The following is a 17339-nucleotide window of genomic DNA, read 5'->3' as shown; positions in this document are numbered from 1 at the left end:
TACAATCGCCATCTTTTCTTCGAAACTGCGATGTCTGGCCATTAAAAAACCTCCTAAGTTTACAGATTTTTTATTTCATCTGTAAACTTAGGAGGTAGCAGCTCAGCCTGTGGCGGTTTTTGTTTTAATTAGATGCCATAAACATATAAATGTATGAAATATCTAATTTTTTCATAAGAATTTGCTATTCTTCTTGACAGATAATTAGGAAAGCTATAGATTAAAGTTAATTGGTAATGATAATCATTTTCAATTAAACAATTGTTACATAGTTCAAGGATAGATAACGTCCTCAGCGATGTTTAAAATCCATCACAATATCGAAAGGAAGAATAGAATGAACACGTTCTCAAAACACCCATTTTTTTCACTACTCATCATCGCTTTAATGTTTGTATTCATCGTGGGATGCTCAAACCAGGAAGACACTGCCTCTGAGGAAACTGGTAGTGATGACGCATCCAGTGAAGAAAGCACCGAAGAAAGTGATGCATCCTCTACTGAAGATAATACCAGTTACCCAATGACCATTGAACACGCGTTTGGCGAAACAGTGATCGAAGAACAGCCTGAGCGCATCGCGACGATTCAATGGGGGAACCAAGACATCGCACTCGCGCTTGGTGTTGAACCGGTTGGTTTCTCAGCAGCAAACTTCGGTGTCCAAGACGACAGCGGGCTTCTGCCTTGGACAAAAGAAAGACTGGATGAACTCGGTGTGGAAAACCCGAATGTTTTCCAAGACACCGACGGACTTGATTTCGAAGCAATTGCCGATTCCAATCCGGATGTGATTCTTGCAGCCTACTCTGGGATTACGCAAGAAGATTACGATCTATTGACCGAGATTGCACCGGTAGTCGCATACCCTGAAGCGCCATGGGCGACAGCTTGGCGTGAACAAGTAATGATGAATGCCAAAGGTATGGGCATGGAAGAAGAAGGCCAACAATTGATTGAAGATACGGAAGCGCTCGTTGAGGAGAAGGTTGCCGAATATCCGCAAGTCGAAGGTAAACAAGTAGTGTGGACGAACTTCTCAGCTGAAGACTTGTCGCAAATGCACATCTATACACCTGCTGATTCTAGAGTAAAGTTCCTTGAGGAACTTGGCATGACAGTCCCTGAAGGTGTCACGGATATGATTGACGATGAAGAAAGCTACTCGCTCAATTTGAGTAGTGAAAACGCACAGGCACTCTCAGAAGCCGATATACTTGTTGGATATGGCAATCAGGAATTACTCGAGACACTGCAGGCAGATCCACTTCTTGGTGAAATCCCAGCGATTGAAAGAGGTTCTGTTGTATTTATCGAGAGTGATTCCCCAATTGTCGCCGCTGGCACACCAACACCGTTATCCATTTCATACACGATTGATGAGTACATGGAAATGATTGGTGAGGCAGTTGATCAGGCGGCCGAGTAACGCGCTCCCCCTAATACGGAAAAGAAAAGCCAAAGTGTCCGAACTGATTTTAAAATGGAGCTTCGTATTTTTCGTTCTCATTCTCATCTCTGCTTGTGCTTCGCTAGCCTTTGGCTCGCGTATGATTGGGATGGAACATCTACTCGACGGGTTATTCAATCCTTCAGTAGAAACATATGAAGCGAATATCGTCAGAAAAAGAATATCGAGGACAGTGTTCGCCCTACTTTGTGGGGCGGCACTTGGCGTTTCCGGAGCTTTGATGCAATCGGTGACGCGTAACCCGATTGCCGACCCAAGTATTCTTGGTGTCAACACCGGTGCATCGCTTTTCATCGTCTCCGGTATCGCTTATTTCAATATCAACAGCGCAGCGAGCTACATGTGGTTTGCTTTAGTTGGTGCCATCGTTACTGCAGTTTTCGTATTCGGTATCGGATCACTTGGAAAGAATGGGGCAACGCCCTTGAAACTGGTACTGGCTGGGGCGGCTACAAGTGCAGCACTATCTTCTTTAGTAACAGCAGTTATGATTCCACGCTCACATGTCATGGATCAGTTCAGGTTCTGGCAAGTCGGGAGCGTTGGGTCTGGCAATTGGGATAACATTCTCCTCTTTTTACCTTTCTTGCTTTTTGGGATGGTTATTGCGGTAGTTTGTTCTCCAGCGCTCAATGCGATGGCACTTGGGGACGAGGCAGCAAAAGGACTCGGTGTGCGCACAGGCCTTGTTCGACTTGTTGCTTCATTAGGCGCTGTCGTATTATGTGGTGCCGCAACAGCACTCGCTGGACCCATCGGGTTCATTGGACTTTTATCCACGCATCTTGTAAGACTAACGCTCGGGCCGGACCTCAGACTCGTCATCCCTTTCTCCGCACTACTCGGGGGGATCATCCTAACGGCATCTGATGTGATTGGTAGAATACTCGGTAGCCCAGGTGAACTTGAAGTGGGTGTCGTTACAGCGTTTGTCGGTGCCCCGCTGTTGATTGCGCTCGCTATACGGTCGAAAGTAGGTCGCTTATGACAAACAATATCGCTTTGATTAAAGCAGGCAGACAAAAAAGAAAAAACCGCTGGATGCTAGTGACTGGGCTACTCTTCATTTTGACACTTACTCTTTCAGTACTGATGCTGATGCTAGGCAATACGATCCATCCCGTTGGACAGGTCATTCGAGCACTACTCGGGGAGACGGTTGAAGGTGTGTCATTTACTGTCACAACACTTAGGCTCCCGAGAATGCTTGCGGCCATACTTGTTGGTTTCGCTTTTGGTATTGCCGGGGATGTCTTTCAGACAATGCTGAGGAATCCGCTGGCCAATCCCAATGTACTCGGTGTCACTACTGGGGCCAGCATGGCCGCTGTATTCTGCATCGTCATATTAGGTGCCAATAATTCAGTCGTTTCCTCTGCTTCTATTGCCGGTGGACTTGCCACAGTCCTAGTAATGTACGTATTATCAAGAGGGAAAGCATTCTCTATTGGTAAACTCATACTGATTGGTATTGGGATTCAAGCCATGCTGAACGCAGCCATATCCTATATGATGCTCATTAGCGCAGAACAAGATATTCCATCGGTACTGAGATGGCTAAATGGCAGTCTAAATGGTGTGACCATGTCTTCCATTCCGATACTCGCTGCCTCAGTTATCGTTCTTGTTCCACTGATCTTGATGTTTAGCAGGAGTCTAAGTATGCTTGAACTCGGGGAACAAATGGCAACAACACTCGGTGTCAGGGCTGACTTGACGCGAATTGTACTGATTCTTGGTTCAGTAGCCATGATCTCGATTGCTACCTCTGTCACAGGACCCATTGCATTCATATCGTTTCTTGCTGGGCCCATTGCCAAAAGGCTTACGGGACCTGGATTTTCCAGTCTGTTGCCAGCGGGCCTTGTCGGTATCGTACTCGTATTAGCAGGTGATCTTGTTGGACAACATGCCTTTACAACAAGATATCCAGTAGGTGTCATCACCGGTATTATCGGTGCACCCTACTTGATCTATCTGCTTATAAGAATGAATCAAAAAGGAGAATTATGATGGCAGAACATATATATAGAGCGAACGGCCTTGTTGCTGGTTATGAAAACAAACCAATTCTTCACGATATCAGTCTTGAAATTCCGAGTAATAAGATCAGTGTCATCATCGGTGCCAATGCTTCCGGTAAATCCACTTTACTGAAAACGATGGCCAGACTCATTAAACCCACGCAAGGTGTACTTGAACTGGACGGCAGAGCCGTATCCAAAATTCGACCGAAGAAATTTGCCCAAGTACTCGGTATGCTTCCGCAATCACCGACTGTACCGGAGGGCATCAAAGTGTCGGATCTCGTGGGACGTGGCCGTTTTCCACATCAGTCACTGTTTGGCGGATGGTCCAACGCAGACTACGAAGCTGTATCAGACGCAATGGCAGCAATGAACATTACAGAACTCGCAGATCACAGTATTGACGAGTTGTCTGGTGGTCAGCGCCAGCGTGTGTGGATCGCTATGGCACTGGCCCAACAAACTGATATTCTTTTCTTGGATGAACCCACAACGTTTCTCGATATTACCTATCAGATTGAGATACTCGATTTGTTGATGGATTTCAACAAGATACACGGAACGACAATCGTCATGGTGCTCCATGACATCAATCTATCGGCGCGCTACGCAGATCACATTTTCGCCATGCGTAAAGGTCACTTGATTGCAGAGGGTAAACCAGATGATGTCATCACACCAGACCTCATCAAACAAGTGTTTGAACTCGAATCCGTAGTTGTCGAAGATCCAATTTCAAGTACCCCGTCCGTTGTGCCACTCGGCAGACATCATACAAGAAGTACAGTACTTGCCTAATTTTTGTACCAAAATAAGAAGAGCAGCCTTTCAATAGAAGGCCGCTCTTCTTATTAGTTTTGAAAATAGTCGCTTCGGAGTATACCATATAGTGCTGAATCGCATATCCCCTGGTTATTGATATCAGAGCCACGCGTCGTCCCTTCGTACAATAGCCCGCATTTCTCCATCACTTTCCCAGACCCTGGATTTCGCGTATCATATTTTGACTCGATGCGGTGTATCTCCACTTCATTGAAGAAGAAATCGATGACTTTTGAAAAAGCCTCTGTCACGTATCCATTGCCCCACCAGGGCTTACCGATACAATAGCCGATGTGTACCATGGCGACTGAATCGTTATGATCGACCACACTGATTGTACCAATAGGCGCATCCATGTCTTCTGGAACAATGGCCCACTGATAAAAATCTTTCTTATCGTATTGTGATATCCAGTACTTCAAACTGAGTCGTGTCACATCTATTGATTGATGGGCCGGCCATGACAAATACGTTGTCACATCTGGATCCGACGCCCAATTTTTGAACATCGCTTCTGCATCATTTAAAACGAGTGGCCGTAGGAGCAGGCGGTCTGTTTTTAATATCTTTGTACCAAGGTGTCGCATCAGCATTTCTCCTTCAGTGCAGTTATTTTAAATTACTTCACTCTTTTATATGAGTATACACAAAATACTTTAATCAAAACGCTCATTCCTATATTCCATTTCTTCTCTCGGCGACATCAGACCCGTTGCTTTGCCAATAGTGCCGTTACGTTCATTCCAAATGATATTATGTACTGCTACTGCGTTTGAAAAGTCGCCATCCATCCACGCCTCAAGTGTTTCCATATAAAAATCCCGATAGACGTAATTCGACGCTTTAGCTGTTTCGTATTTCTGCTCGAGCCGCTCGTCGGTGATTTCTAGATGACCCCATTTTTTAGTAGCTTTAACTTTTTGATGGGTCATGTAATGAATACTATCTGCAAACTGACGCTCACTTGGTATGCCTGTTTCTGTCGCTTCGTCGGATACTTCAAACATTTCCTCAGACTCTCTCAAGGATTCGAGTTCCTTAGCATCAGACTCTGAACTTGCTGTAGACTCGCCCTCGGAATCATTTTCCGCATGATTCGCTTTAAGCCAGTCTTGTGCAGTACCTGAAAACATCAGCATTATAACGCCTGCGACAATAACACCAGCAACAACAATTGATGATAAACCCCATATCACAATTTTATGTGACTTTTTCAAAATGAATCGTCCTTTCATGATGCATAGTAATATAATGTAGTAAAATCCACATAATGGATTCAATTCTAACATTAATTATTATTACTACGAAACCCATCATGAAAGAACGATTTATATTTCTAGTATTCTATGCGACTCATTACGCGTGTTACACGTTCGAACTTCACAAATTTCCACTTCAATGCATTGATGACTGTAAACAGTATGAGCGCAACACCGATAATCACTGCCATATAAATGAGCGCATCACTCGTTGCTAAGGCGGCTTCGAAGTCGAAGACAGCTTCGCGCATGGCAGTGACTACGTAGCTCATTGGCAGTACGGGATGCAAGTACTGGTAGAGCGTACCAGCAGTCTGGATCGGGAATGTGCTCGCACTGGATGATATCTGCAGAATCAAGAAGATGATGGCGATAAATTTACCAATGTTACCGAGTAGGGCAACCATCACACTGATGGCCAGCATCGCAGCCAAATTCCACAGGAGAAGCAATCCGAGGAATGTTGGCATATTCTCGACTTTGAGATTGAATCCAAAGAGCAGCACGGCACTGAGAATCAATGAAGTGACGAGTGTCTGAGATAAAATAACCAGCAACTTGCTAATTGTCATATGGATGAAGCTCTTGTAGTTTTCAGCAGCACGGTTAAGTGGGTAAAGGACGCTGAAAGCAACACTTCCGAGAAATAAGCTGACAGCGATGATGAATGGTGCAAATGTTTGGCCGTAATTGCCGATATGAGTCAGTTCAGATTCTACAACATCGACCGGATCAGCAATGGCAGAGGCATTCTCCTCTGTGAGTGACAATGCTTCAAGCTGTTCATTGCCTGAAGTCACTTCTTCAATCATTTCAGTCAGCGCGTCATCCAGCGCATTCAGTCCTTCAGTCACAGACGCATTGCCCTGAGCAAGCTCATCCGTGCCATTCGTGACACCGTCACCTAAGTCCTCTATGCCTGATTGGACAGCCGTATTACCTGAAATAAGATCATCGACACCAGCCTGCATGGCAGCAACTGGCTCGGCCATTTGTGGCGGCACCTGGCTTTCATAGCCTGCAAGATTTTCATCGAGTTGATTCAATCCATCGGTTACCTGCTGATTACCCGATGCCAGTTCCGATGTAGATGAATCGACGGTTGAACCGATGTCTTCTATACCGGTCTGAACGTCCTCACTGCCAGCAATCAAATCATTCACACCGTCCTGCATTTCACTTAATGCCTCAATCATTTCATTGTTACTGTCTTTAATATCACCGAGACTCTCTACCAGGTTTTCTGTGTAAAGTGTTGTAATCGATTGGGCGATCTCGTCTTTGATTGCTGTACCTGCCTGACCACCCATGACGGAGCCAAGATAATTGTAGCCTGGATTCGTCTCGATTTCGATTGATACCTTTTCAAATGATTCATCAAGTAGTGTCGCTGCATCATTTGAAGCGGATTTTGGTATGACGACAACAGCGTACGACTTACCCTGCTCAAGTGCCCGATCGGCAGATTCACGATCTGACACATGCCAGTCGAAACGGTCATTGTCTTCTAGCGCCTCTACGATGTCTGCGCCTAAGTTAATCTCTTCCCCATCAACCGTGGATCCTTCGTCGTGATTGACTACTTCTATAGTCAAATTATCCGTCTGAGAATAGGGATCCCACATCGAACCTAAGAATATGGAAGTATAGATGGCTGGAATTGTCGCAATAGCGAGCAGTGTAATAATCAGTATTGGTCTTCTCATAAGATGCTTGAAATCTTCGAACATTGCATTTCCTCTTTCCAAAGTTTAATATGTTAGTAAACACCGTGTTCATTATTTTACTCGGTGTCGTTTAAAATTCAACCATCATCTGATATCGAATAGTTGCTTATTCAACATATGATACGCAACTGTTGCTTATTTGGAAAGAGGCGAAAAGCATGACCCATGATAAACTAGATCTGCGGATGATCAAAACAAAGAGAGCCATTGATGCAGCATTCACACAGCTACTCCGCGAAAAAGGATTCGAAGCAATGACCATCAAAGATATCGCAGAAGCAGCCTTGATCAATCGGGGTACTTTCTATAAACATTACCTCGACAAGTATGATTTGCTTGATGCCTACGAAAATACATTGCTTGAGGATTTCGTCCATATACTTACCCGGAATATAGAGGAGGAACAACACCCACTCTCCATCGGTATGCCAAAGAAGATTGCTGCTGAAATGTTCCAGTATGTTGATGATAATGCAGATAAGATTATTACTCTTTTCAACAACCACGGAGGCAATCAGTTCGAATATAAAGTTCGAAGTTACATGTTCGACTACTACCATACCCATAGCCATCAACTCATTGATGAAAATAAGCTTCGTGTTGACAGGAATTATCTGATTGCCTACATTACCAATGCACATGTCGGGTTGATGCGGTCATGGGTGGAAAATGGAAGAAAAGAGTCCAGCGAAGCACTGGCCGATACCCTAGAAATGTTAACTGTCAACGGCCCTTTCTACGCAGCCGGTTTAATTGATTAAAAAAAGAGCCTATCAGGTACCGCACCCCGAAAGTTAGAGTGAAAAATCTAACTTTCGGGGTGTTTTTTGTATGGTGAAGTACAGTGATAGATTTAAATTAATGATTGTAAAGGAATACTTGGCAGGGCCGCTGGGTTATATCCTGTTGGCTGAAAAATATGGCATCCCGAGTAAAGCGCCGATTGAAAAATGGACAAAAGCGTATCAGGCGTTCGGTGAAGATGGGTTACGCAGGAAACGAACGAATCAGGTTTATCCTGTTCAATTCAAGTTGAATGTAATACACTTTATTAAACGAACGGGCGCTTCTTACCAGGATACGGCGATCACGTTTAATATGAACACCCCATCGCTTATCGCGAACTGGTACAAGACTTTCCAGAGAGAAGGACTGGCAGGGCTCAAATCGAAACCGAAAGGGCGTGCTCCAATGTCTGGAAAAAGAAAAGAAAAGCAATCCAAGGAAGGAAACATACTGTCCCGTGAAGCACATCTCGAGAGAGAAAATGAGCGACTTCGGCTGGAAAATGCCTACCTAAAAAAGTTGAAAGCTTTTCGGCAGAACCCGGATGCCTATCTCGAAAAGCACAGGCAACGCTGGCATTCGAACTCAAAGCGGAAGGGTTCCGACTGAAGGCTGTATTAATCGTGGTCGGTATTCCGGAAGCAACGTACCATTATCACATCCAACGGATGAAGGAAGTAGATCGGGATGGTCAATGGAAAACGATGATCTCGGCGGTTTTCCACAAGCATGAGGGGAAATATGGGTATCGCCGTATCCACCTAGAATTAAGGAATAGGGGCTATCAGATCAATCATAAGAAGGTGCACCGACTGATGCGGGCGCTTGGCCTGAGATGTGTCAAATTCACTCGTAAGTCTCGTTATAATTCATATAAGGGGACCGTCGGTAAGGTCGCGAAGAACCTTTTGAATCGCCGGTTCCGGACACCGATCCGCCTGCAGAAACTGACGACCGATGTGACCGAATTCAAGTGTACCGCTAATGAAAAACTCTATTTGAATCCGATTCTGGATCTGTATAACGGAGAAATTATCTCCTATGGCATTTCCAATAAGCCAACACTAGACTTTGTCCTGCAGCCCCTCCGCCAGGCGATTGGGACAATCAAAACTGACGCCCGTTACCGAACGACAATCCATTCCGATCAGGGCTGGCATTATCAGCATCGCAAATGGGTAAGGACACTGAAGGAAAACAACATCTTCCAAAGTATGTCACGAAAAGCCACCTGTGCGGATAACGCGGCCATGGAGAACTTCTTCGGCATCATGAAACAGGAGATGTATCATGGGGAACCACTTGTTACCTACAAGGAACTGAAACGCAGAATCGAGACATATATCCAGTACTACAATCACGAACGGATTAAAACAAAACTGGCCGGCTTGAGCCCGGTACAATACCGAACTCAAACCAGCCAGATAACTGCATAATTAAAACTCTAACTTTTGGGGGGCACCACCTCAAAGGCTCCCTTTTTATCATCTAAGCTGTTGTCCGTTTGTAGCTGGTGCGTTTTCTCCGAGTACCGCTATCCAGATCCTCACCACTGCCCAGTGTCTGTTTCAAGTATTCGGGAATCTGATTGTACGTAATAATCCGGTCAAGTGTCTTTCTGAACATCGCATGCTTCTCGTCTGCAATTCTATAGATGACAATGCTCATATTTCGCTTTTCCAATACAGTATTGAACGGTTTTTCACGCTTCTCTTCGCGACTTACTTTCTTGTCGAAAGGTTTACTAAAATGTCGCTTCAAGCGTCTCACAATATTTGTACTGTGCCCAACATAGAAGAGGTCTGAGTTTTTGAATATCAGATAGACCCCAGTCAGTGTATCTTCATCCGATAAGTTGAAGGTTTTCTGCAATTTTGCATCCAGATCTTTAAGGTCTACCGCTCTTCTGCCATCATTAGTCTTTACGATGTCGGGTGAAACTTGCGCCGATTCAATTCCTCTTTTCCATATCGTGTTTGCGTCTCTACCGAACTGTTTCATAAGTCCATTCATCTCTTTATTCATATTACGCAATTGTCTTGCCATGATTAATCACCTCACTCTTTATATTCCCCAAAAAAGAAAAACGATACATTACAAAATCCAAAGCATCGTCTAATCACTTGTATGCGTCTGCCATTCATCAAATCCTTAGCTTCATGATAAAATCAAAATGCAATACATAACTGAATAATAAAATGGAGGACCTAAAATGAAGAAACGATTATTGTCGTCTGTACTTGTGGCAACTGTACTCCTCGGTGGATGTACACTATGGGATGATACTGTCACTAATTTCAAATCGAACACCGAAGGATTAGATCGTAAAATTACCGTCTATAGTCAGACAGGTGAAGAAATCGCTTATTACGAAGGCGAAAATGTGAGAACTGAAGTCAATGACGGCGGCCAACTCATTATCAATTTAAATGGCAAACGTGTTCAAGTTCTGAATGCGAATGTCATCATTGAAGAAAATACGGAATAGATGCGTTCGGTGACATGTTAATCTCTATATTCAATCTTAGTATCTCACTGCGTTTTCTTAACGTGTGATAATATTTTTATTTATTGTTACAATTCAGAAAAGGAGTTGAATATTTTGCAAATCAAACAACGGACCAAACGATTAAAATCATTCATGAAAGACAACGGAATTGATGTTGCTTTCATTTCAAACTTTGAGAACCAGTTTTACTTAAGTGGGTTAAAAGCCATACTCTATTCAAGACCGATTCTACTCGTCATCGAAGATAATCAAGAAAGCCTAATTATTCCAACACTCGAAGAGGCTCATGCACTGGAAAAGACGGATGCCGATCATCTTTATGTGTACCACGAAGTGGAACATAAGACTGGCGGTATGTCTTATCATGAGCAAGTCGACATCGTCATATCTAAACTTAAGCCTGGCAGTACCGTTGGCGTTGAATATAATGCACTCCCGACAGACATCACACTCAAATTGATGGAACAGGGATTTGATATTCGCAACATTCAACACGAAGTCGCTACGATGCGCGCAGTGAAAAGCGCGTCTGAAATCGAGGCGATGCGCCATTCTGGGAAACTCGTTAGTAAAGCGCTGGAAAAAACGATCACCAACGCAAGAGCGGGCATGTCAGAACTTGAAATTGACTACTACGGCAATGAGTATCTGTTCAAAGAAGTTCCAAAGCATTTCCCGAACTCTACATTAGACTATTTCGTCATGTCCCCTTCCGGCATCCCGCGGACGAATATGCCGCACGTCTTCTCCAATACGAGAAGACTCGAGGATAAGGATATCATCATCCACAGCCGTCAGGTGGGACTCAATGGTTATCGTGCGGAATGCGAGCGTACGTTCTTTATCGGGGAACCGACACCGAGACAGCGAGAGACGTTCGAAGTTATGATTCATGCTCAGCAAGCGGCACTTGATTTCATCAAGGTCGGCGTAACAGCGAGAGAAGTGAATCAAAAGGCACTGGATGTCATCAAAACAGCGGGACTTGAAGAGTATGTGGTCCATAGAACTGGCCACGGTATTGGTGTTGGCTTCCACGAAGAACCGTCGCTCCGCTTTGACAATGAGCTTGTGCTGGAAGCGGGTATGGCATTCTGTATTGAACCCGGTATCTATATTCCCGGAGTCGGCGGCTTCAGACATTCGGATACAGTCGTGCTAACAGAATCCGGGACTGAAGTGATTACGAACTATCCGAAAGATTTGGATTCACTCGTTATACATTAAATTAGAGCTCTCTAGTAGTTACTAGAGGGCTTTAATTTATGCGCCGCTTTTCTTCTTTAATTTTCGGATATAAAAAATTAGAATCACGATGACTACGAGAAGCACGCCTAGGCCTATAATTAACCAGAGTTGAGCTGATTGTCCGTCGGTCGATTCATCCAACTCAACGGCTTCTTCATTAATCGTTTCATCCTCTGTGCTTATCTGGAAGTCTTCATCCCATCGCCAACCGTTCTCTCCATCTGTAGCGGTCATTTCCAATCGATATTCGCCCGCTTCAAGGCGACTGTTTTCCCAGTTAATGACGAATGGCATGACGGAATTCGGCGCCATTTTAATTTCTTCTTGTTCGACTGCATGAAGCGGCTCGGTTTCATCTCCACGAAAAACAGTCGCTTTAATCTTCATATCAGACATCATAATTGGCTGAGTGTTGCGTATGTTCGCGGTCACTGCAGTTCGGTAATTGACCAGACCCGGTATAATGCTATCAAGTTCAAGTTCGGGTTCAACTTCATTATCATTTTGAGAGAGCCTAACCCCAATGACATAAGCGTACTTATTCTGGATACTCACACCTTCTGATTCATCGTCTTCATCATCTGCTTTTTCAAAACGAAGACCTCCGAGCTTTATGCCGTCAAATGATGTGTCTATCATGTTGAGCTGTGCTTCAATCGTTATTGATTGACCTGCCGGAATCCGCCATTCATCTTGCGACAACTCGACCAGTTCAGTAATGGGTTCGCTTAGACTTTCATCCACTTCCTTATCTTCATAGACAACTAAACCGTTACTATTTGTACTGGCATTCAATACTTGCCCCTTAACTAAAAGCGGTTCGTTTTCATGATTATAGATTGTCAGTGTTAATGTTTGTTCTTCATCTGAATCTACACGAAGATCGTAGTAAGTCACCGATGCATCTATTTGGTTATCAGGGAGCTGCGCTTCAATTGAAAAACCTACCCTTTCATCAGCACTTGCACTGATTGAGAAAATAAAACTTATAAGTATCATAATGAACATTATCAAGCCTTGGAATGGCCTAGTCATTATAAAACTCCTTTCGATCACTCTATTTAAAAGAGCCTCCCAATATTGCGATACCGCATCATTGGGAGGACCACTATTTACTGCGGCGTATTTTCTAATGTCCAAGTAATGGTTGCTGTATGGTCGCCAAGCGTCGCAGCACCAGCAGGTACTTGAAGTTCGACATTGTCGTTTATCGTTGCACCTGCAGTAGAAGGGAACCAGCGCGCGAGCCATGAACCAAGACCTGTGTTTTCCCCTGCACTCACTACGCTTGCAGCTGTGCCATCTGAGCTTAATGCAATCGTATCAGATACTGTTGGTGCACCACTTGAACTCGTAGTAGTCAAAGATGTTCCAGATAAGGTGAGTAGAGCACCAGGTAGTGAAACAGATTCTTCTTCACCTGTAGTGAAACTGCTCATTTCAGCGGTTACATTCCATCCTGCACCTGTCCCACGACGGTCTGTAACTTGGATGAATGGTCTCAAAGTTGTAGATTCGTAAGTTTGTGTACTAGCTTCAATTGAATGACTGCCGAACTCAAAGGATGAAACGTAATCGAGTGTTAGCGGTCCGCTGTTGCCGGTAGGTGGGTTTGTCGGATCACCTGGTGTACCTGAGTCTGGATCATACGTTTCTTCTGGCGTTGTCGGATCAAGTACATCTGGCGTCTCTTCTCCTTCAGTAAATGTGATATCAGCCTCAGATTCTGCAGCATTTGCAACGGCGCTCAGGGAGGATATAGAAAGTGACGTTATTAAAAGTGCAGTCAAAAGTTTTTTGAATTTCATTAATCTTTCTCCTTTATGAGTAATATTTAATAAATCTATAATTTATGGAGCATCTACAATAGTCCAGGTAATTGTAGCGGTGTACCTACCGGCACGAACATCCCCTGGATTGACTTCTACTAGGGGACCTTGATTGCTTGGCCAACTGATTTCGGAAATTGGTTCATTACCCGTCTTTCCAGAGTAGACCTCTACACCGCCTTTATTTAGAGAGCGGCTAGTCGAATTCTGATCGACAAAAACAAGCGCATCCGGGATCTTGTGCGAACCATCAACAGAGCTCAATTCTGTAGCTTCTGCCACGATGCTGAAGGGACTGCCAGCACCTCTAGTATCTATTACTTCAAGACTCCAACCAGCTTCTTTCCTGGGTATTCTAGTTGATATCGACTCGATTGAAGTGGTTTGAAAAGAGAGCTCATTTGGAACAATATGAAAAGCAATCGTCGCTTCGATAACTCTTGTTTCAACAGAAGGGCTCACGTTACCAGCATCGTCAATCAGTCGAACATTGATTAACGTGTCTGGCGCTTGAATTGGGATAGGGACTGAAAAATTGCCTTCCGAATCTACAGTCCCTCTATACTCCTGCCCTTCTATCGTAATGAGAACTGTTGTGCCAGGTTCACCTTGACCTGATACAGTACTCTCATTGCTATAAACTGGATTGACGATGGGCCTATCTGGCGGAGTTGTGTCTGGTGCTTCGATGACGATACTTCTCGAATCCACACTTTCGTATCCTGAGGAATCGACGATACGCCCAATAATTTCGCTCCCTACCTGTAGAGATATTACAGATACAGTAAAGTTACCAGATCCATCGACTCGAGCTTCATAAGTATTGCCGCTAATTTTTAATCTAATGGTTGTGTTCGGTAGCCCAGTTCCTGTAACTTCTGTATCTGCCACATAAATAGGTTCATTGAAAATAGGTGGTGCAGGACGAACCGGGGCCTTTAAAGTGGCTGATGCAGAAGTCTCAGATAGTAAAGACAAATTAACTACTTGTTTAGTCATATCAGAACTAAAATTGTATACTCCTGTATCTGTCGGCGGAAGTTGGTCAAGGTCGATATTAAGTGTGAAAGTATGTTCGGATCCTAAGATTATTAAGGATGAAGCATTCAATTCCACATACACTTGCTGGTCTTTAATCTGAAAATTTTCATTTGTATAAGTGCTACCACTGACTCCGAGCAAAGATGTCACTTTGTATGAACCTGAAAATTCAGCTTTAGGAATCGTATTTATAATTTCCGGTGGTAGTGAAAAAATAATAAAAGGTTTAGATGCCAAGTCAAGACGTGCAAGAGCTTTTCCTGAGTATGTTAACTCAATTCGTTCCTTGCCGTTCACGGTACTTTTTTTGGCATTTAATTTTTTATTGGCCAAAAGCGTCAGATCAATTAGACCAGGATCTTGTACTTGAAAGGACTGGAAAATTTCACCTTGTTCATCCTCTTTTATAGATACCTCAGGTGATTTATCTTCTATTTCTTCTTTTGGATCGACTAGATTAGTGTCCCCTAGTTCAGTGGGTTCTTCATTTATTTCTTCCAGATTACCATCGTCTTTTTTTATTTCTTCATCGTCTTCCGTCGATTCCTCTTGTTCCTCACTTATAACGAGATCCGTTTCAGTAGAGGTTTCTTCTAAATCTGGTTCTTGATCATTTATATATAGTTCATCTAGTTGTTGATTTACATCTTTCTTTTCTGTAACCTCTTCCGCTGAAATACGAGTTTCTTCATAGATATAAGTGCTATTACTTGTAAGTAAAGTGAAGAAACATGCCATCACAAGAACAAATAAAAACTGCCTATAACTATACTTAAACCCCATAATCCTCTCCCCTCACATTAAATTAAAAGTATTATAGCACGGTATGTAAAAAAAAGTAATATATAATTTATATTTACAAAAACCCTATTAATTAGTAAATAATAAGTAATTATACACTTGATACTAAGTTGTAAAAAGTTACTATTAAAAATGTTTATAAATCACTTTTCTTACAAAACGCATGCCGTTTAATAAACGCCTCTAGGGGTATTTAACTATTAAATCAAATACGCAATACGGTATAGATAATGGAGGCGTCATATATGGGAAGAATTGAATCTTTTACAAGTGAGACCGATCTGCTTGGAAGAATAGAACATTTGAAATTGAATGGTGTACGGGAAGATCAGATGACCGTTGTCACTAAAAAGAGTCTCGAAGGGACAAAACTTGAGCATCTGAATGTGAATACAAGAAGTACTGAAGTAGATACATGGGACCGGGTAGTCGCATGGTTTGCTGATGAGGATCCTGAAACCCAAGTGATGCAAAGTATGCAGCTTACACCTACTGAACAAGAAGAATATAAATCTGCGCTAATGAACGGCGAACTCTTGCTTCACGTCAACGACGACACTATAAACGCAACAAGCGATAACGCAAGAGTGGCAAGCGATAGCTACACGTACCGCGATGAAGTAGGTGAGTACAAACAGCCTGCTTCTGACGTATCTGGAGGTAGATCCTCAACTGGCAATGAAGAAACAATGCAACTTCATGAAGAGAGATTAAACATTGATAAGCAGAATGTTAAAGTCGGAGAAGTCGGTATCGATAAGCACGTTGTGACGGAACTTCAGGAGTTCGATGTTCCCGTCGACCGTGAAGAAGTCACTGTAGATCGTGTGCCTGTTGAGGGTGCGCCTACAATTGAATCATATAGCCGCGATGACTCCGACGATGAAGAAGGTGTCATGCGTATACCCCTTACCGAAGAGCGTGTACGCATCATTAAAGAAAAAGTGGTTACAGAAGAAATTGTTGTACGTAAAAAAATTGTTACCAACAAAGAGCACATCTCAGAAGAAGTCCGTCGAGAAGAAGTGGACATCACAGAAAACAATGACATCTCAGAACACTACAATGATCACAGAAGATAAAATCTTTTATAAGAGCAGTACCAGTGCACTGGTACTGCTCTTATGTTTTACTATCGATATTTGAATTATGTAGAGCGAAATTCAGACAGTAAAAACACCTGTGCTTTCGCCAGGTGTTCTGATCATATACCTTTATGAAACTAGTCGCCGTCTTCCGTATCCATTTCCTCTTCGGCATTATCGTCACCGCCTTCTACTCCAGCGCCTCCTGAACCTGGATCAAGATCCACATCTTCTTCGGAGCATGCAGTGAGCATAATGATGAATACAGGAACCATCAGCAATCTTAATGTTTTAGACATTCTGTTCACCTCGCATTGTTAGATACTTATGATATGCAGTTACCCTCCCCCATAGTGGATAAACCACAGCCTAGGTGCTCGATGACATTATTTGGTTAGCAAATAGAAATAGGGAGCTGGATGGAATTGTCCAGCTCCCTATTTCTAATCGAAGACACTGCTAGTCCCCTTCTTCTGACTCATGTTCCTCTAGTTCTTCTTGTGCCTCGTCTTCTTCCACTTCAGTCTCATCAATTTCCGCTGTATCATCAGAACAGGCAGCAAGCGCCAATACGAAAAATGGCACCATTAATAGTTTTGTTTTTTTAGACATTAAGTTCACTCCTCGCTATAAGTGCTTTGAGATAAAGTTACCCTGTTCTTCTACGAATAAACGCAATCGCGTACCGTAGAATCGATTCATCCGAATAACTCAGCCTACTACACTCATTCCTA

19 protein-coding genes are annotated in these 17339 nt (G+C 43.3%); 10 read left to right on the top strand and 9 right to left on the bottom strand.

What is annotated here, in order from left to right; all coding sequences use genetic code 11:
* Nucleotides 1–337 precede the first annotated feature (337 nt).
* The 4 genes from ACFOJ8_RS13290 to ACFOJ8_RS13275 are packed head-to-tail and all read left to right on the top strand — an operon-like array spanning nucleotide 338 to nucleotide 4296.
* Nucleotides 338–1429, top strand: a complete 1092-nt coding sequence (locus ACFOJ8_RS13290) for an iron-siderophore ABC transporter substrate-binding protein (protein WP_380655444.1) — start codon at nucleotides 338–340, stop codon at nucleotides 1427–1429.
* A 34-nt stretch (nucleotides 1430–1463) separates the two neighbouring features.
* Nucleotides 1464–2459, top strand: coding sequence for a FecCD family ABC transporter permease (locus ACFOJ8_RS13285; RefSeq protein ID WP_380657101.1), 996 nt, complete (start codon nucleotides 1464–1466; stop codon nucleotides 2457–2459).
* Complete coding sequence (locus tag ACFOJ8_RS13280) at nucleotides 2456–3484, top strand: FecCD family ABC transporter permease (RefSeq protein WP_380655448.1); 1029 nt, start codon at nucleotides 2456–2458, stop codon at nucleotides 3482–3484. Before ACFOJ8_RS13285 ends, ACFOJ8_RS13280 begins: the two co-directional genes overlap by 4 nt.
* Nucleotides 3481–4296, top strand: a complete 816-nt coding sequence (locus tag ACFOJ8_RS13275; RefSeq protein WP_380655453.1) for an ABC transporter ATP-binding protein — start codon at nucleotides 3481–3483, stop codon at nucleotides 4294–4296. Before ACFOJ8_RS13280 ends, ACFOJ8_RS13275 begins: the two co-directional genes overlap by 4 nt.
* A gap of 53 nt (nucleotides 4297–4349) precedes the next feature.
* Here ACFOJ8_RS13275 and ACFOJ8_RS13270 read toward each other — a convergent pair whose 3' ends face one another.
* The 3 genes from ACFOJ8_RS13270 to ACFOJ8_RS13260 form a co-directional block, all read right to left on the bottom strand.
* Complete coding sequence (locus ACFOJ8_RS13270; protein WP_380655458.1) at nucleotides 4350–4907, bottom strand: GNAT family N-acetyltransferase; 558 nt, start codon at nucleotides 4905–4907, stop codon at nucleotides 4350–4352.
* 69 nt (nucleotides 4908–4976) lie between these two features.
* A complete protein-coding gene (locus ACFOJ8_RS13265; RefSeq protein WP_380655461.1) occupies nucleotides 4977–5537 on the bottom strand; it encodes a DUF6241 domain-containing protein in 561 nt (186 codons plus the stop codon).
* A gap of 119 nt (nucleotides 5538–5656) precedes the next feature.
* A complete protein-coding gene (locus ACFOJ8_RS13260; protein ID WP_380655464.1) occupies nucleotides 5657–7309 on the bottom strand; it encodes a YhgE/Pip family protein in 1653 nt (550 codons plus the stop codon).
* A 155-nt stretch (nucleotides 7310–7464) separates the two neighbouring features.
* Here ACFOJ8_RS13260 and ACFOJ8_RS13255 point away from each other — a divergent pair, with 155 nt between their 5' ends.
* From ACFOJ8_RS13255 to ACFOJ8_RS13245, 3 genes are all read left to right on the top strand, one after another.
* A complete protein-coding gene (locus tag ACFOJ8_RS13255; protein ID WP_380655467.1) occupies nucleotides 7465–8067 on the top strand; it encodes a TetR/AcrR family transcriptional regulator in 603 nt (200 codons plus the stop codon).
* A 70-nt stretch (nucleotides 8068–8137) separates the two neighbouring features.
* A complete protein-coding gene (locus ACFOJ8_RS13250) occupies nucleotides 8138–8701 on the top strand; it encodes a helix-turn-helix domain-containing protein (protein WP_380655471.1) in 564 nt (187 codons plus the stop codon).
* Nucleotides 8665–9528: an IS3 family transposase gene (locus tag ACFOJ8_RS13245; protein WP_380659940.1), complete on the top strand. Its 864-nt coding sequence runs from the start codon at nucleotides 8665–8667 to the stop codon at nucleotides 9526–9528. The genes ACFOJ8_RS13250 and ACFOJ8_RS13245 overlap by 37 nt, the downstream gene beginning before the upstream one ends.
* A 52-nt stretch (nucleotides 9529–9580) precedes the next feature.
* Here ACFOJ8_RS13245 and ACFOJ8_RS13240 read toward each other — a convergent pair whose 3' ends face one another.
* Nucleotides 9581–10138 (bottom strand): GIY-YIG nuclease family protein, encoded by a 558-nt coding sequence (locus ACFOJ8_RS13240; RefSeq protein ID WP_380655474.1) that lies wholly within the window; start codon nucleotides 10136–10138, stop codon nucleotides 9581–9583.
* A 166-nt stretch (nucleotides 10139–10304) separates the two neighbouring features.
* Between ACFOJ8_RS13240 and ACFOJ8_RS13235 the strand changes: the two genes are divergently transcribed.
* Both ACFOJ8_RS13235 and ACFOJ8_RS13230 read left to right on the top strand, forming a co-directional pair.
* Nucleotides 10305–10580: a DUF5052 domain-containing protein gene (locus ACFOJ8_RS13235; protein ID WP_380655477.1), complete on the top strand. Its 276-nt coding sequence runs from the start codon at nucleotides 10305–10307 to the stop codon at nucleotides 10578–10580.
* A 114-nt stretch (nucleotides 10581–10694) separates the two neighbouring features.
* Nucleotides 10695–11828 carry a M24 family metallopeptidase gene (locus ACFOJ8_RS13230; protein ID WP_380655480.1) on the top strand — a complete coding sequence of 378 codons (1134 nt, stop codon included), beginning with the start codon at nucleotides 10695–10697 and terminating at the stop codon, nucleotides 11826–11828.
* A 36-nt stretch (nucleotides 11829–11864) separates the two neighbouring features.
* On the opposite strand, the gene ACFOJ8_RS13225 is transcribed toward ACFOJ8_RS13230, so the two are convergent.
* The 3 genes from ACFOJ8_RS13225 to ACFOJ8_RS13215 form a co-directional block, all read right to left on the bottom strand.
* Nucleotides 11865–12884: a DUF916 and DUF3324 domain-containing protein gene (locus tag ACFOJ8_RS13225; RefSeq protein ID WP_380655482.1), complete on the bottom strand. Its 1020-nt coding sequence runs from the start codon at nucleotides 12882–12884 to the stop codon at nucleotides 11865–11867.
* Between the two features lie 77 nt (nucleotides 12885–12961).
* On the bottom strand, nucleotides 12962–13657 hold the full coding sequence (locus ACFOJ8_RS13220) for a WxL domain-containing protein (protein WP_380655485.1): 696 nt from the start codon (nucleotides 13655–13657) through the stop codon (nucleotides 12962–12964).
* 42 nt (nucleotides 13658–13699) lie between these two features.
* Entirely contained in the window at nucleotides 13700–15502 is a 1803-nt protein-coding gene (locus ACFOJ8_RS13215) for an Ig-like domain-containing protein (protein WP_380655487.1), read from the bottom strand.
* Nucleotides 15503–15765: 263 nt separating this feature from the next.
* Between ACFOJ8_RS13215 and ACFOJ8_RS13210 the strand changes: the two genes are divergently transcribed.
* Nucleotides 15766–16602 carry a DUF2382 domain-containing protein gene (locus ACFOJ8_RS13210; protein ID WP_380655490.1) on the top strand — a complete coding sequence of 279 codons (837 nt, stop codon included), beginning with the start codon at nucleotides 15766–15768 and terminating at the stop codon, nucleotides 16600–16602.
* Between the two features lie 140 nt (nucleotides 16603–16742).
* On the opposite strand, the gene ACFOJ8_RS13205 is transcribed toward ACFOJ8_RS13210, so the two are convergent.
* On the bottom strand, nucleotides 16743–16904 hold the full coding sequence (locus tag ACFOJ8_RS13205; protein WP_380655492.1) for a hypothetical protein: 162 nt from the start codon (nucleotides 16902–16904) through the stop codon (nucleotides 16743–16745).
* 160 nt (nucleotides 16905–17064) lie between these two features.
* Nucleotides 17065–17217, bottom strand: coding sequence for a hypothetical protein (locus ACFOJ8_RS13200; protein ID WP_380655495.1), 153 nt, complete (start codon nucleotides 17215–17217; stop codon nucleotides 17065–17067).
* Nucleotides 17218–17339: the final 122 nt, after the last annotated feature.

This window comes from Salinicoccus sesuvii (assembly GCF_042648145.1).
Taxonomy (GTDB): Bacteria; Bacillota; Bacilli; order Staphylococcales; family Salinicoccaceae; genus Salinicoccus; species Salinicoccus sesuvii.
The sequence above is the reverse complement of the archived record's forward strand: the minus strand, read 5'-3'. Positions and strand labels throughout refer to the sequence as shown.